Here is a 14,080-nt window from a genome sequence, read left to right as displayed (position 1 = left end):
AGGGATAGTCGATGCGGTCAGGCTTGTCGTCGGCCGAGCCGCAGCGTGTGCGCGTCAAATGACCGCCGCTTGAGACAACCTCAGCTCGGGAACGCCCTCAACCGGCGCCGCCGCCGGTCGACACGCTGAACAGCAACCCCAGAACGCCGCGAACCATCAGACCGAGCGTCATCACGCCGACCGTGGCGCCGATCAGAAACACCGCGCGAAAATGCCGGTGCAGGAAGTAGAGAATGTCGCCTGCCATCTGCGTCGACCCTGAAGGTTGACAGCATGATGACACACGGTTCGGCGAAAACCGCAACAACCGTTCGTGATCAGACCAAGCGGCTCTGCACCAGCGCGGCTTCGATGAAGCTGGCGAACAGCGGGTGCGGAGCGAAGGGGCGGCTGCGGTATTCAGGGTGATACTGCACGCCGATGAACCAAGGGTGATCCTTGCGCTCCACCGTCTCGGGCAGCACGCCGTCCGGCGACAGACCGGCGAAGAACAGGCCGCCCTTCTCCTCCACCGCCTGCCGGTAGTTGATGTTCACCTCATAGCGGTGACGATGGCGCTCGTTGATGTCAGTCTGGCCGTAGATCTCGGCGATCTTCGAGCCAGGCGCCAGGGTGGACGCATAGGCGCCCAGACGCATGGTGCCGCCCAGATCGCCCCCCTGCTCGCGCTTCACGCGTTCATTGCCCTGGACCCACTCGGTCATCAGGCCGACGACGGGCTCTTCCGCAGGGCCGAACTCGGTCGAGGTCGCCTTGGGATAGCCCGCCAGGTTCCGCGCCGCCTCGATCACCGCCATCTGCATGCCGAAGCAGATGCCGAAGTACGGGATCTTGCGCTCGCGGGCGTAGCGCGCCGCCTCGATCTTGCCCTCGGCCCCGCGTTCGCCGAAGCCACCGGGCACCAGGATGGCGTGGGCGCCTTCCAACCGTTCGGCGCAGGCCTGCGGGTCGCCGGCGAAGGTGTCGGCCTCGACCCAGTCGATGTTGACCTTGGCGTTGTTGGCCACGCCGCCGTGCTGCAGGGCCTCGATCAGCGACTTGTAGGCGTCCTTCAGGACCGTGTACTTGCCGACCACGGCGATGGTGACCTCGCCGTCCGGATGCAGGCGGCGGCGCACGATCTCGTTCCAGCCGGACAGCTCCGGCTCAGGCGCGTCGGTCAGGCCGAAGTGAGCCAGAACCTGGGTGTCCAGACCCTCGCGGTGATAGTCCAGCGGCACGGCGTAGATGTCGGCCGAGTCCATCGCCTGGATGACGCTGTCGGGACGGACGTTGCAGAACTGGGCGATCTTGCGCTTCTCGTCGGCCGGGATCGGCGCCTCGCAACGGCACAGCAGGATGTCGGGCTGGATGCCGATGGAGCGCAGTTCCTTGACCGAGTGCTGCGTCGGCTTGGTCTTCATCTCGCCGGCGGTCTTGATGAAGGGCAGCAAGGTCAGGTGGACGAAGCACGACTGGCCGCGCGGCAGATCCTGCTCCAGCTGACGGATCGCCTCGAAGAAGGGCAGCCCTTCGATGTCGCCGACCGTGCCGCCGATCTCGACCAGGACGAAGTCCACATCCTCGCCGCCGTCCGTCTTCGCCGGGTTCAGGCAGAACTGCTTGATCTGGTCGGTGACGTGCGGAATCACCTGAACCGTCGCGCCCAGATAGTCGCCGCGCCGCTCCTTCTCGATGATGGTCTGATAGATGCGGCCGGTCGTGATGTTGTCCGACTTGGCCGCCGAGACGCCGGTGAAGCGCTCATAGTGGCCCAGGTCGAGGTCCGTCTCGGCGCCGTCGTCGGTCACAAAGACCTCGCCGTGCTGATAGGGGCTCATCGTGCCCGGATCGACGTTGAGATAGGGGTCCAGCTTGCGCAGGCGGACCTTGTAGCCCCGCGCTTGCAGAAGAGCGCCGAGAGCGGCGGAAGCGAGGCCTTTTCCAAGAGAGGAAACCACGCCGCCGGTGATGAACACATAGCGAGCCATGGGCGGACACCTTACTCCATGATTCGTCCTGCGCGCAGGGGCTCAGGAAAAATCCAACTGTTGATCAAAAGAAGAAAGCGCGCCTTGCGGCGCGCTTCCCCAAAACTTGATGGCGGCGACGCCCTTATTGGGCGGGCGCGCCCTGGCCGGCCGGCAGGCTGGCTTCCAGATCGTCCAGCGACGGAGCGGCCGGAGCGGCCGGGGTCGCCGGTGCGGCTTCAGGCGTAGCCGGAGCCGTCTGTTGCGGCTGGTCCACAGCGATGGAGCCGACGGCGTCGGCGTCGATCACCGAGCGCGAGCCGCGCGCATAGTTGCCCGCGATCGTCAGGCCGATGGCGCAGACAAAGAAGGCGATCGCCAGTATCGACGTGGTGCGGGTCAGCAGATTGCCCGCCCCGCGCGCCGTCATGAAGCCCGAAGGACCGCCGCCCATGCCCAGGGCGCCGCCCTCGGAACGTTGCAGCAGGATCACGGCCGACAGGGCGACCGAGATCAGGATCATGGCGACGAGCAGAATGGTCTGGAGCATGGCGTCATTCATGTGGGCGCAGAAGCGCGCCGATCAAGCGGCCGCCTCTAACATTGATGGAGGTTTCGGGCAAACGCTCAGGCGCGCGTTCAAACCGCGCGGATGATGCCCAGAAAGTCTTCGGCCTTCAGCGAGGCGCCGCCGACCAGGGCGCCGCCGACCTCGGCCACCGCCAGGATCTCCCTGGCGTTCGACGGCTTGACCGAGCCGCCGTACAGGATCGGGGCGACGCGGCTGCCGTCGCCCAGCTTGGCGACCATGGCGGCGCGCACGGCGGCGTGGACTTCCTCGATCTGCTCCAGCGTCGGCGTCAGGCCGGTGCCGATGGCCCAGACCGGCTCATAGGCGACGGCGAACGCCTTGCCCGCCAGCGAGGCCGGCAGCGAGCCGGCGACTTGACGGCTGACGACCTCGACCGCCTGCCCGGCTTCGCGTTCCTGCAGCGTCTCGCCGATGCAGATGATCGGCTCCAGATCGGCGGCCAGGGCGGCCTCGACCTTGGCGGCGACGTCGGCGTCGGTCTCGCCGAATCCGGCGCGGCGCTCCGAGTGGCCGAGAATCACCAGGCGGGCGCCCGCATCACGGACCATCTCGGCTGAGACCGATCCGGTGTAGGCGCCCGAGGTTTCAGCGTGGCAGTCCTGCCCGCCGATCTCGACGGCGCCGCCCTTCAACGCCTGGGCCATGCGGTCGATCAAGGTGGCGGGCGGGCACAGGGCCACGCGACAGGCCGCAGCCTGTTCCTTCAGCGCCTTCTCGAGGGTTTCAGCCTCGGCCAGGCTCGCGCCCAGGCCGTTCATTTTCCAGTTGCCGGCGACCAGCTTCACAGATTGTTTCATGCGGCCTGTCTAGTGGCGACAGCGGCGGAAGCCAAGATGTCGTCAAGCCTCACTTGCGGCGGCGGCCCCGCACCCCCTATACGCGACCCTTGGCGCCCTTTCGACGCCGGCCCTCGTCAGGTTCTTTTCGATGATCACGTACTTCCGAAACTTCGCCAAGTCGAAATGGGCCGCCGGCCTGTTCGCCCTGATCATCCTCAGCTTCCTGATCGTCGGGGCGCAATCCGACATCTTCGCCAACCTGGGGCCGCGCCATATCATCAGCGCCGGCGACCGCAGCGTCGATTCCAACCAGTTCCGCGGCGACTTCGAACGCGTGCGCGCCAATCTGCAGGAACAGGCCGGTCGTCCCGTCAGCTATGACGACATGGTCAAGGAGAACCTGCACCAGCAGTATCTGGACAGCCAGACTCAGCGCCTAGGCTTCCTGGACTGGGCCTATAAGACGGGCATCCGTCCGGGCAAGGAGCTGGTGCTGGCGGAAATCCGCAAGATTCCGGCCTTCTTCAACCAGATCACCGGCCAGTTCGACAAAGACCTCTACGCCCAGGCCCTGGCCCAGCAGAACCTGACCTCGGAAATGCTCGAGCAGGATCTGCGCGACCAGTATGTCACCTCGCACGTCGGTTCGGCCGTATTCGCCGGTCTTCAAGCGCCGCGCGTCTACGCCGCCCTGCTGGCGGGTCAGGCGCTGGAAACGCGCGACGGCCGCTGGTTCTCGGTCACTCAGGACATGGCCGGCCGCGCGGGCGCCCCGACCGACGCCCAACTGACCGCCTTCATGAAGGAAAACGAGGCGCGTCTGCGCAGCCCCGAGTTCCGCATGATCTCCCTGGTGCTGTTCACGCCGGGTCCGAACGACCCGCGCCCGACCGTCACCGAAGAACAGATTCAAGAGCGCTATGAGTTCCGCAAGGCCGCCCTGGCTGACCCGGAAAAGCGCACCTTCGTCACCCTTACCGTTCCGACCAAGCAAGCCGCCGACAAGATCGCCGCCGACCTGCGCGCCGGCAAGGCTCCGGCCGAGGTGGCCAAGGCCAACAACATCCAGCTGGGCGACTACAAGGCCACGCCGCAGGCCGCCGTGGGCGACCCCGCCGTCGGCGCCGCCGTGTTCGGTCTGGCCGTCGACCAGGTTTCGGCCCCGATCCAGGGTCGCCTGGGTTTCACCGTCGCCAAGCTGGCCGCCATTCAGGCCGGTCAGGCCGTGACGCTGGAAAGCGCCCGTCCCGCCTTGACCCAGGAACTGCAGGCCGAGGCCGTCAAGGCCGCGACCTACGCCAAGGTCGAGCAGTTCGAGAAGGCCCGTCAGGAAGGCAAGAACCTGGCCGACGCCGCCACGGCCGCCAAGGCCCGCGTCATCCAGCTGCCGCCCTTCACCCAGCAGGGCCAACTGCCGGACGGCCAGCCGATGAACGCCCCGCGTCAGGTTCTGGAAAGCGCCTACACCCTGACCAAGGGCGGCGAGAGCGATGTGATCGACGCCGGAGACGGCCAGTATTTCGCTGTCCGCCTGGACGACATCCGCCCGTCGGCCCTGCCGACGCTGGACGAAGTGCGCGCCCCGCTGGGCCAGCAGTGGACCCTGCGTGAAAACGCCCGTCTGCTGTCGGCCAAGGCTGAACAACTGGCCGGTCGCGTCCGCGCCGGCGAGGACATCGCCAAGGTGGCCGCCGAAGCCGGCGCCCCGCTGACGGTCCGCACCGGCGTGCAACAGAGCCGCGAGTCGCAGGCCCAAGTCGGCGACGGCGTGCTGCGCGGTCTGTTCGGCCAGAGCAAGGCTCAGGTCTTCTCCGACGCCCAGTCGCAGACCGCCTTCGTCGTCGGCCGCGTGGACGCCATCCACGCCGCCAATCCGGCCCTGGCCGCGCCGCTGGCCGAACAGGCCCGCCCGCGTCTGACCGAAGAGCTGGCCAACACCCTGGCCGACCGCACCATCGCCGCCGCCGCTGCACGCACCAAGTCGCGCAACGACCCGGCCCTGGCCCTGCAAGCCCTGGGCGTGGAGGCTCCGGCCGCTGCGCCTGCGGCTCCGGCTGCTCCCGCATCCGCCAAGAAGTAATGCTTGAAGAACGCGACGCCTTCATCGCCGGTCTGACGGCGGGCCGCCCTCAGGTTCTGGTCCGCCGCCTGGTCGATGATCTGGAGACCCCCGTCTCGGCCTTTCTGAAGGTCGGGCACGGGCGGCGTTACGCCAGCCTGTTCGAGTCGGTCGAGGGCGGCGCCGTCAACGGCCGCTACTCCTTCGTCACCCTGTCGCCGGACGTGGTCTGGCGCTGCCGGGACGGCAAGGCCGAGATCGCGCGCGGCGCCGACGTTCTGTCCGACGTCTTCACACCCGAAGACCGGCCCGCGCTGGAATCCCTGCGCGCCTTGATCGCGGCGACCAAGTTCGAGTTGCCCGCCGATCTGCCGCCGATGGCCGCCGGACTGTTCGGCGTGTTCGGCTATGACATGGTGCGTCTGCTGGAGCCGCTGGGCGCCGCAAATCCCGATCCGCTGGACCTGTCCGACGCCGTCATGGCGCGCCCGGCCCTGGTCGCCATCTTCGATTCGGTGAAGCACGAGATCGTCCTGATCGCCGCCGCCTATCCGGACACCGCAAGCGATCCAGTCCAGGCCTACGCCGCCGCCGAGGCCCGTCTGGAGGACTTCGAGGACCGCCTGCGCGGCCCCCTGCCGATCCAGCGCGAAGTCGAGCCGGTCCCGGCGCCCGATTTCCACTCCCCCGTCGATGAGGCCGCCTTCGGCCGCATGGTGGCGCGGGCCAAGGACTACATCGCCGCCGGCGACATCTTCCAGGTCGTGCTGGCGCACCGTTTCTCGGCCCCGTGGAGCCAGGATCCGTTCGCCTTCTACCGGTCGCTGCGTCGCGGCAATCCATCGCCCTATCTGTTCTTCCTCGACTACGTCGACTTCCAACTGGCCGGGTCCAGCCCGGAGATCCTGGTCCGGTTGAAGGACGGTCGCGTCACCATCCGGCCGCTGGCGGGCACCCGCCCGCGCGGAGCCACGGCCGAACAGGACAAGGCGCTGGAGGCCGAACTGCTGGCAGATCCCAAGGAGCGGGCCGAGCATCTGATGCTGCTGGACCTGGGCCGCAACGACGTGGGCCGCGTCTCCAAGCCCGGCTCGGTCGAGGTCACGGAAAGCTTCGTGGTCGAGCGCTACAGCCAGGTCATGCACATCGTCTCCAACGTGAACGGCGCGGCTGATCCCAAGCTGGATGCGGTGGACACCCTTCTGGCCGCCCTGCCGGCTGGTACGCTCTCGGGCGCGCCCAAGGTGCGGGCGATGGAGGTCATCGACGAGTTGGAGACCGAGAAGCGCGGCGTCGGCTACGGCGGCGGCGTCGGCTACATCTCGGCCAATGGCGAAGCGGACATCTGCATCGTCCTGCGCACCGCCATGTTCGCGAAGGGACAGATCTTCGTCCAGGCCGGCGCCGGCGTCGTCGCCGACAGCGACCCGGCCGCCGAATATGCTGAAACCCTGGCCAAGGCTCGCGCGCCGATGAAGGCCGCCGCCGAAGCGTGGCGATTCACCGCGACCACTCGCGGCCAGGGCGCCGGCGGATCAGTCTAAGGATTGGAAACCGTGGAACCCTGGTCAAACGACACGCCGGGGCCCACGACCATGGTTCCGGCCAGAAGGACCGCCGCTGTGGCGGCGAAGGCGGCTGCAGCAAGCAGGCGCAGGGGTTTCGGTTGTTCCGCCGGAGCCTCGTTCAACAGGGCGCGGGCGTCACGGATGCATTCTACAGGGGTCAAGACGGATTTCTTCCGATGGCGATGCTCCTGTATCGCCCGGACAGCTTAACGTCCGCTTTCAATCGGCCCGACTGTCTTCCATGTTTGGGGCCGCCTTGCCTCCCCCGTCTTCAAGAAGCCTTCGCCATGATCCTCGTCGTCGATAACTACGACAGCTTCACCTACAACCTCGTCCACTACCTCGCGGAGTTGGGCGCCCAGACGCACGTCATCCGCAACGACGACCTGACCGTCGAAGAAGCCTGGGCGCTGAAGCCCGAGGCCGTCCTGCTGTCGCCCGGCCCCTGCGCCCCCGATCAGGCGGGCATCTGCCTGTCGCTGATCGAAACGGCCGCAGAGACCATGCCCATCCTCGGCGTCTGCCTGGGCCACCAGTCGATCGGCCAGGCCTTCGGCGGCGAGGTGGTGCGCGCCAAGACCCTGATGCACGGCAAGACCTCGCCCATCCAACATGAAGGGCGCGGCGTCTTCGGCGGCCTGCCCTCGCCCTTCACGGCGACGCGCTATCATTCGCTGGCCGTGCGCCGCGAGACCCTGCCCGACGCGCTGGAGGTCACCGCCTGGACAGAGGACGGCGAGATCATGGGCCTGTCGCACCGCTCGCGGCCGATTCACGGCGTCCAGTTCCACCCGGAATCCATCGCCACCCAGCACGGCCATGCGATGATCGCCAACTTCCTCGATCTGGCGGGCGTCAAACGATCGGCGAACGTCTGATGGACAGCATCAAGCCTCTGCTGGCCAAGCTGGTCGACGGACAGGTGCTGAACCTGGATGAGGCCAAGAGCTTCTTCGCCGCCTGCCTGCGCGGCGAGCCGACTCCGTCACAGGTCGCCGCCGCCGTCACCGCCCTGCGCATCCGGGGCGAGACGGTGGACGAGATCGTCGCCTTCGCCAGCGCCATGCGCGAGGCCGCCCTGTCGCTGGAACACCCGTTCGATCAGGTGATCGACACCTGCGGCACCGGCGGCGACGGCCAGCACACCTACAACGTCTCGACGGCGGCCGCCTTCGTTCTGGCGGGCGCGGGGCTGAAGGTCGCCAAACACGGCAACCGCGCTATCAGCTCCAAGTCCGGCTCGTCCGACGTTCTGGCCGCGCTGGGCGTCAACCTCGACGCCACGCCTGCCCAGCAGGCGCAGGCGCTGGACCAGGCGGGCATCGCCTTCCTGTTCGCGCCCACCTACCACGGGGCCATGCGCCATGTCGGGCCGGTGCGCGGCGAGATCGGCTTCCGCACCGTGTTCAACCTGCTGGGGCCGCTGTGCAATCCGGCGGGCGCGACGCATCAGGTCATGGGCGTCTACGATCCCGCCCTGCTGGAGCCGCTGGCTGAGGTGCTGGGCCGACTGGGCGCCAAGCGAGCCTGGACCGTCAACGGTCAGGGTCTGGACGAACTGACCACCACAGGCCCGACCGAGGTGGCCGAATGGAAGGACGGCGCCGTGCGCCGCTTCACCGTCACGCCCGCCGACGCCGGACTGCCGCTGGCGACGATGGATGATCTGCGTGGCGGCGACGCCGAGCATAACGCCGCCGCCCTGACGGCCCTGCTGGCGGGCGAGCGCGGCCCCTATCGCGACATCGTCCTGCTGAACGCCGCAGCTGCGCTTGTCGTGGCCGGGCGGGTCGAAGATCTGAAATCGGGCGCTGAACTCGCCGCCGCCGTCATCGACGACGGCCGCGCCGCCGCCGCCCTGGCTGAACTGGTGCGCGTCTCTCACGCGCCGATCGAAGACGAGGACGCCTGATGAGCGACGTTCTGGACCGCATCGCCGCCTACAAGCGCGAGGATGTCGCCGCCCGCAAGGCCGCCGTATCACAGGACGCCATCGAGGCCCGCGCCCGCGAGGCCTCGCCTCCGCGCGGTTTCCGCGCCGCCCTGGCTGACCGTTTCGCCGACACCGGCCGCCCGGCCCTGATCGCCGAGATCAAGAAGGCCAGCCCGTCCAAGGGCCTGATCCGCGCCGACTTCGACCCGCCCGCCCTCGCTCAAGCCTATGAGCGCGGCGGGGCCTCCTGCCTCTCCGTCCTGACCGACGGCCCCAGTTTTCAGGGCGACGACGCCTATCTGACGGCCGCGCGCGCGGCGGTCGCCCTGCCCTGCCTGCGCAAGGACTTCCTGGTCGATCCGTGGCAGGTGGCCGAGAGCCGGGCTCTGGGCGCCGACTGCATCCTGATCATCATGGACATGGTGGACGACGCCCTGGCCGCCGAGCTTTTGGCCGAGGCGACCCGCTGGGGCATGGACGCCCTGATCGAAACGCACGATGCCGATGAAATGGCCCGCGCCGCCAAGCTGGTTCAAGGCCGCGACGACGCCCTGATCGGCGTCAACAACCGCTCGCTGCGGACCTTCGAGGTCGATCTGGCGACCACGGAACAACTGGCGGCGCTCAGCCCCGAAGGGGCCTTGCTGGTCGCCGAAAGCGGCCTGTTCACGCCTCAAGATGTGGTTCGCGTGACTGAAGCAGGCGCCCGCGCCCTGCTGGTCGGCGAAAGCCTGATGCGTCAGGCGGACGTGGAAGCCGCGACGCGAGCCTTGCTGGTCTAAGCTCCCCACTTACCGCCCATCCCGGCGGACGCCGGGATCCAGTGCTTTGGCTAAGGGCGCAGCCGCAGCCGTCCCAAGCCCAGCTTACTAAAAACTGCGCGCGTGGCTCTTACTGGATCCCGGCGTCCGCCGGGATGAGCGGGGTGTGGAGGATCAGCCCGCCTTCGCCGCGATCACCCGGAGCACCGCATCAGCCGCGAGTTCCGACGGGTCCGGCCCGCCTCGTCCCATGAGGTCCAGCGCCTCGGTCTGGCGCCGCGCCTGATCGGCCGCCGCCTCTGGGTCGGTCAGCAGCCGCCCGACCGCCTTGGCCAGCGCCTGCGGCGTCGCCTCATGCTGGATGAACTCCGGCGCGATAGCTTCATCGGCGGCGATATTGAACAGGGTGATGTGCTTGGCCGTCACCAGCCGCTTCATCAGCACATAGCTCAGCCCGTCGATCTTATAGGCGATGACCATCGGCGCGCCCGCCAGCGCCAGTTCGGTCGAGACCGTGCCGCTGGTCGCCAGGGCGGCGTTGGCGGCCTTCATGGCGTCGTACTTGTCGACCTCCTGCACGACATGGGCGCGGAACGGCCAGGCGGCGACCCGGCCCGCCACGTCGGCGGCGACCGTGCCCGCCGCGACGACGGCGATCTCCAGCCCCGGAATCTGGGCCTTCAGTTGTTTGACCGCCTGCTCATAGACAGGCGTCATGCGCGTGATCTCGCTGGGTCGGCTGCCCGGCAGGACCAGCAGCAGCGGCGCGTCCGCCGCTATGCCCCGCACAGCGCGAAAGCGGGGGCCGTCGGCCCCCGCCAAGTCGACGTGCAGCGCCTGCGAACCGACAACCGTCGTCGGCAGGCCCGCCTTCTCGAACCAAGGCGCATCCAGCGCATAGAGGGCCAGCAGATGATCCACCGCCCCCGCCAGCGTCTTGGCCCGCCCCGGCCGCGAGGCCCAGACCTGCGGCCCGACGTATTTGATCAGCGGCGTCTTCGGCGAGGCGGCGCGGATCGCCTGAGCCACGCGGATGGTGAAGCCCCAGCTGTCGATCAGCACTACGGCGTCCGGCTTCTCCGCCGCCGCCAGCGCCGCCGTCTCGGCCACCCGCTTCTTGACCTTGCCGTAAGCCTTCAGCCCCTCGATCCAGCCCAGGATCGACAGCTCGGCGATGTCGAAGGGGCTGGCGACGCCCTCGGCCGCCATCTTGGGGCCGCCCACGCCGACGAAGACCACGTCCTTGCCCAGCCGCGCCCTCAGCGCGCGCGCCAAACCGGCGCCCAGAGCGTCGCCCGACGCCTCGGCCGCCACCAGCATGACCTTCAACGGACGGCTCATCGCGGCTCTCCCCAGACGAACAGGCCCAGACGGTCGGCTGCCTCGACCAGACCTTCGTGGTCGATGACGATCAATCGCCCCTCATACCCGCCGATCCCGGCCAGACCGGCAGCGGCGGCCAGTTCGACCGTCGTTGGTCCGATAACCGGCATGTCGACGCGCAGATCCTGGATCGGCTTGGGCGCCTTGCCCAGCGCGCCGCGCGCGAAGCCGGGCGAACCGCGTAGATCGGCAGGCAGACCCGCCACGCGGCGCAGCATCTCATCCGTGCCTTCCTGAGCCTCGACCGCCAGCACCAGTCCGTCGCAGACGACCGCGCCTTGCCCGATATCCAGTTCGCCCGATTTTTCAGCGACGTGCAGCGCCTTCTTCAGGTCCGCCAATTGCTCCGCCGTCGGCGCCACGCGGCCCAGCGCGCCCGCAGTCAGCATCTCGCCGCCCAGAATGTCGTCCGCGCCCTCGACGGCGAAGCCTTCATCCTCGAACACCGACAGGATCTTGCGCAGCAGGGCGTCGTCGCCCTTGGACGCCGCCGCGATGATGCCGGGCAGCAGGGACGCGCCCTTCAGATCGGGCTTCAACGTCTTGAAGTCCGGCCGGTTGACGTAGCCCGCCAGACAGACCGCGCGGCAGCCTTCGGCGCGCATGGCCTTCACGATCTTGCCGATCTCAGCCATGCCGAAGTCCTGCCCCGGCCAACGGTGCAGGTGAGCGTCGGCGAAGCCCTTCAAGCGGATGATGAAGACCTCGCGCCCCTCGGCCTCGCAGCGCTGAGCGACGCGGATGGGCAGGTCGCCCGAACCCGCGATCAGGGCCAGCTTGGGCGCGGTCGTCATTCCGCGCCCGGCAGGCACAGCGGGCGCTTGCCGCCGTCACGGATGAAGGCGGTGATCTCCATGATCTCGGGCAGGTCGGCATAGGCCTGCTCGACCCGATCCAGACGCTCGGCGAAGACGCCTTCGCCCTCGAACAGGTCGCGATAGGCGGCCAGCAGGCGGCGCACCGCGTCCTTGCCGTAGCCCTTTCGCTTCAACCCGATCAGGTTGAGGCCGTGCAGGCTGGCGTGGTTGCCCCACACGGAGCCGTAGGGAATGACGTCGCGCGTTACGGCGGCCAGACCGCCGACGATGGCGCCCTGCCCCACCCGGCCGTTCTGGTGCACGGCGCACAGGCCGCCGAGGAACACCCTGCCGCCGACATGGACGTGACCGCCCAGGGTGGCGTTGTTGGCCATGGTGACGCTGTCGCCGACCACGCAGTCATGGCCGACGTGAGCGCCGGTCATGAACAGGTTGTTCGAGCCGACGCGGGTGACGCCCGTTCCCTGAGGCGTGCCCCGGTTGAAGGTGCAGTGCTCGCGGATCAGGTTGTTCTCCCCGATCTCCAGCCGCACCGGCTCGCCCTTGTAGCCGCCGTGCTGCGGATCGCCGCCGATGACGGCGAAGGGGTGGATCGTCGTGTTGGCGCCGATGCTGGTGTCCTGCTGGATCACCACATGGCTGACCAGACGCACGCCGGAGGCCAGCGCCACGCCTGGCCCGACGGTGCAGAACGGGCCGATCTCGACCCCGTCCGCCAGGGTCGCCGAGGCGTCGACGACGGCGGTCGGGTGGATGGTCACTGGGCAGGCTCCGCCACAGTCACGACCATGGCCATGAACTCGGCCTCAGCCGCCAGCTTGCCGTCGATGAAGGTCTCGCCGCGGAACTTGTAGGCGTCGCCGCGCGCCTTGATCACCTTGACCTCCATGCGCAGTTGATCGCCCGGACGGGCGGGCTTGCGGAAACGCACGCCGTCGATCGACATGAACATGATGACCTTGTCGGCCACCGCCACGTCCAGCGACTTGGACATCAGCAGGGCGCCCGTCTGGGCCATGGCCTCGACGATCAGCACGCCCGGCATGACCGGATCGATCGGGAAGTGGCCGGGGAAGAAGGGCTCGTTGTGCGTGACGTTCTTGATGCCGACTATCGAGGTCGCCGCCACGAAGTCCTGCGCCTTGTCGACCAGCAGGAAGGGATAGCGGTGCGGCAGGCGACGCATCACCTCGGCATAGTCGATGTTGTTGTCTTCGCTCATTCTTTCGATTCCTTCGCGCCCTTCTTCTGGGACGCCTGTTTGGACAGCCACACCGTCTCGCGCAAGAATTGGCGCAGGGGTTTGGCGGGATAGCCGGACCAGATCTCGCCCGGCGGAATGTCGGCCAGGACGCCGCCGCCGGCCGCGACGCGCGCGCCCTCGCCGATGGTGATGTGGTCGCCCACGCCCGCCCGACCGCCGAAGATGCAGTTATCGCCGCTGGTGACCGAGCCCGAGATGCCGGTGTGGGCCGCCATCAAATTGTTGCGGCCGATGACGCAGTTGTGGCCGATCATGACCAGATTATCGATCTTGGTGTTCTCGCCGATGACGGTGTCGTCATAGGCGCCCCGGTCGATGCAGGAGTTGGCGCCAACCGTCACCCCGTCCTGCAGGATGACGCGACCCAGTTGCGGAATGTCCACCGGCCCGGCCTTCGATCCGGCGGCGCCAAAGCCCGCCTCGCCGATCCGCGCGCCCGCCAGCAGCTTCACCCGATCGCCCAGCAGGGCGAAGCCGACGGTGACGCCCGAGCTGATCAGGCAGTCGCGGCCGATCTGGACGCCTGGCCCGATGACGGTGTTGGCGCCGATGCGGCTGCCGCGCCCGATGCGGACGCCCTCGCCCAGGATGACGCCCGGCTCGACCACGACCGTGTCGTCCTCGGCGGCCTCGGCGGCGCTGATGGCGCGATCCAGACGGATCGGCCGGTGCAGCAGGGCCGAAGCCCGCGCCCAGGCGGCCTGCGCCTCGCCCGAGACGATGACGGCGGCGTCAGCCGGCGCCGCATCCACGGCCGACGGCGGCACGATCACGCACCCGGCCTTCGTCTCTGCCAGAGCAGCGGCGAACTTGCGGTCGCCCAGAAACGCAATCGCGCCCCGGTCCGCACTGGACAGGGGCGCGACGGCCGAGATGACGACCTCGCCGCCCCGGACTACGTCCCCGCCGATGTGCTCGGCGAGGGCGGCGACCGTCAGGGGCGACAGGGTCTCAAAAAACCTCGGATCGGGCAT

The 14,080-nt window shown here is 68.4% G+C and carries 15 protein-coding genes; 5 read left to right on the top strand and 10 right to left on the bottom strand.

All coding sequences use genetic code 11. From position 1 onward, the window contains the following. Nucleotides 1–97: 97 nt before the first annotated feature. The 4 genes from ACU5AP_RS07320 to tpiA form a co-directional block, all read right to left on the bottom strand. On the bottom strand, nt 98–247 hold the full coding sequence (locus ACU5AP_RS07320; protein WP_164918017.1) for a hypothetical protein: 150 nt from the start codon (nt 245–247) through the stop codon (nt 98–100). A gap of 70 nt (nt 248–317) precedes the next feature. Continuing rightward, complete coding sequence (locus ACU5AP_RS07315) at nt 318–1,970, bottom strand: CTP synthase (protein WP_040345199.1); 1,653 nt, start codon at nt 1,968–1,970, stop codon at nt 318–320. Nucleotides 1,971–2,094: 124 nt separating this feature from the next. Beyond that, nucleotides 2,095–2,499 (bottom strand): preprotein translocase subunit SecG, encoded by a 405-nt coding sequence (secG, locus tag ACU5AP_RS07310; RefSeq protein ID WP_223850708.1) that lies wholly within the window; start codon nt 2,497–2,499, stop codon nt 2,095–2,097. 89 nt (nt 2,500–2,588) lie between these two features. After that, nucleotides 2,589–3,338, bottom strand: a complete 750-nt coding sequence (tpiA, locus tag ACU5AP_RS07305; RefSeq protein ID WP_446681005.1) for a triose-phosphate isomerase — start codon at nt 3,336–3,338, stop codon at nt 2,589–2,591. Nucleotides 3,339–3,468: 130 nt separating this feature from the next. On the opposite strand from tpiA, the gene ACU5AP_RS07300 reads away from it, so the two are divergent. Then, nucleotides 3,469–5,400, top strand: coding sequence for a peptidylprolyl isomerase (locus ACU5AP_RS07300; RefSeq protein WP_446681004.1), 1,932 nt, complete (start codon nt 3,469–3,471; stop codon nt 5,398–5,400). After that, complete coding sequence (gene trpE, locus ACU5AP_RS07295; RefSeq protein WP_003164630.1) at nt 5,400–6,923, top strand: anthranilate synthase component I; 1,524 nt, start codon at nt 5,400–5,402, stop codon at nt 6,921–6,923. Before ACU5AP_RS07300 ends, trpE begins: the two co-directional genes overlap by 1 nt. On the opposite strand, the gene ACU5AP_RS07290 is transcribed toward trpE, so the two are convergent. Next, nucleotides 6,920–7,108: a hypothetical protein gene (locus ACU5AP_RS07290; RefSeq protein WP_088411552.1), complete on the bottom strand. Its 189-nt coding sequence runs from the start codon at nt 7,106–7,108 to the stop codon at nt 6,920–6,922. The two genes, trpE and ACU5AP_RS07290, sit on opposite strands and share 4 nt — an antisense overlap. 126 nt (nt 7,109–7,234) lie before the next feature. On the opposite strand from ACU5AP_RS07290, the gene ACU5AP_RS07285 reads away from it, so the two are divergent. Genes ACU5AP_RS07285 through trpC form a run of 3 tightly spaced genes read left to right on the top strand, consistent with a single transcriptional unit; the run spans nt 7,235 to nt 9,662 of the window. Then, a complete protein-coding gene (locus tag ACU5AP_RS07285; RefSeq protein ID WP_128719932.1) occupies nt 7,235–7,825 on the top strand; it encodes an anthranilate synthase component II in 591 nt (196 codons plus the stop codon). Then, complete coding sequence (gene trpD, locus ACU5AP_RS07280; protein WP_446681024.1) at nt 7,822–8,859, top strand: anthranilate phosphoribosyltransferase; 1,038 nt, start codon at nt 7,822–7,824, stop codon at nt 8,857–8,859. The genes ACU5AP_RS07285 and trpD overlap by 4 nt, the downstream gene beginning before the upstream one ends. Beyond that, nucleotides 8,859–9,662, top strand: a complete 804-nt coding sequence (trpC, locus tag ACU5AP_RS07275) for an indole-3-glycerol phosphate synthase TrpC (protein ID WP_128719930.1) — start codon at nt 8,859–8,861, stop codon at nt 9,660–9,662. The genes trpD and trpC overlap by 1 nt, the downstream gene beginning before the upstream one ends. Nucleotides 9,663–9,815: 153 nt before the next feature. On the opposite strand, the gene lpxB is transcribed toward trpC, so the two are convergent. Genes lpxB through lpxD form a run of 5 tightly spaced genes read right to left on the bottom strand, consistent with a single transcriptional unit; the run spans nt 9,816 to nt 14,080 of the window. Continuing rightward, the gene (lpxB, locus tag ACU5AP_RS07270) at nt 9,816–10,982 is read right to left on the bottom strand and encodes a lipid-A-disaccharide synthase (protein ID WP_128719929.1); all 1,167 of its coding nucleotides are present in this window, start codon (nt 10,980–10,982) and stop codon (nt 9,816–9,818) included. Further along, nucleotides 10,979–11,818 (bottom strand): UDP-2,3-diacylglucosamine diphosphatase, encoded by an 840-nt coding sequence (gene lpxI / locus ACU5AP_RS07265; protein WP_128719928.1) that lies wholly within the window; start codon nt 11,816–11,818, stop codon nt 10,979–10,981. Before lpxI ends, lpxB begins: the two co-directional genes overlap by 4 nt. Continuing rightward, complete coding sequence (gene lpxA, locus ACU5AP_RS07260) at nt 11,815–12,603, bottom strand: acyl-ACP--UDP-N-acetylglucosamine O-acyltransferase (protein ID WP_128719927.1); 789 nt, start codon at nt 12,601–12,603, stop codon at nt 11,815–11,817. Before lpxA ends, lpxI begins: the two co-directional genes overlap by 4 nt. Then, entirely contained in the window at nt 12,600–13,064 is a 465-nt protein-coding gene (gene fabZ / locus ACU5AP_RS07255; RefSeq protein WP_046653574.1) for a 3-hydroxyacyl-ACP dehydratase FabZ, read from the bottom strand. The genes lpxA and fabZ overlap by 4 nt, the downstream gene beginning before the upstream one ends. Then, nucleotides 13,061–14,080 carry a UDP-3-O-(3-hydroxymyristoyl)glucosamine N-acyltransferase gene (lpxD, locus tag ACU5AP_RS07250; RefSeq protein ID WP_446681003.1) on the bottom strand — a complete coding sequence of 340 codons (1,020 nt, stop codon included), beginning with the start codon at nt 14,078–14,080 and terminating at the stop codon, nt 13,061–13,063. Before lpxD ends, fabZ begins: the two co-directional genes overlap by 4 nt.

Source organism: Brevundimonas sp. RM1 (assembly GCF_052907225.1).
This window is presented reverse-complemented; position numbering and strand designations above follow the sequence as displayed.

Bases quoted from the DNA above. Each gene is read 5' to 3' on its own strand.
- ACU5AP_RS07320 (WP_164918017.1), bottom strand. From the start codon at position 247: ATGGCAGGCGACATTCTCTACTTCCTGCACCGGCATTTTCGCGCGGTG.
- ACU5AP_RS07315 (WP_040345199.1), bottom strand. From the start codon at position 1,970: ATGGCTCGCTATGTGTTCATCACCGGCGGCGTGGTTTCCTCTCTTGGA.
- secG (WP_223850708.1), bottom strand. From the start codon at position 2,499: ATGCTCCAGACCATTCTGCTCGTCGCCATGATCCTGATCTCGGTCGCC.
- tpiA (WP_446681005.1), bottom strand. From the start codon at position 3,338: ATGAAACAATCTGTGAAGCTGGTCGCCGGCAACTGGAAAATGAACGGC.
- ACU5AP_RS07300 (WP_446681004.1), top strand. From the start codon at position 3,469: ATGATCACGTACTTCCGAAACTTCGCCAAGTCGAAATGGGCCGCCGGC.
- trpE (WP_003164630.1), top strand. From the start codon at position 5,400: ATGCTTGAAGAACGCGACGCCTTCATCGCCGGTCTGACGGCGGGCCGC.
- ACU5AP_RS07285 (WP_128719932.1), top strand. From the start codon at position 7,235: ATGATCCTCGTCGTCGATAACTACGACAGCTTCACCTACAACCTCGTC.
- trpC (WP_128719930.1), top strand. From the start codon at position 8,859: ATGAGCGACGTTCTGGACCGCATCGCCGCCTACAAGCGCGAGGATGTC.
- lpxB (WP_128719929.1), bottom strand. From the start codon at position 10,982: ATGAGCCGTCCGTTGAAGGTCATGCTGGTGGCGGCCGAGGCGTCGGGC.
- lpxI (WP_128719928.1), bottom strand. From the start codon at position 11,818: ATGACGACCGCGCCCAAGCTGGCCCTGATCGCGGGTTCGGGCGACCTG.
- fabZ (WP_046653574.1), bottom strand. From the start codon at position 13,064: ATGAGCGAAGACAACAACATCGACTATGCCGAGGTGATGCGTCGCCTG.
- lpxD (WP_446681003.1), bottom strand. From the start codon at position 14,080: ATGCCCGATCCGAGGTTTTTTGAGACCCTGTCGCCCCTGACGGTCGCC.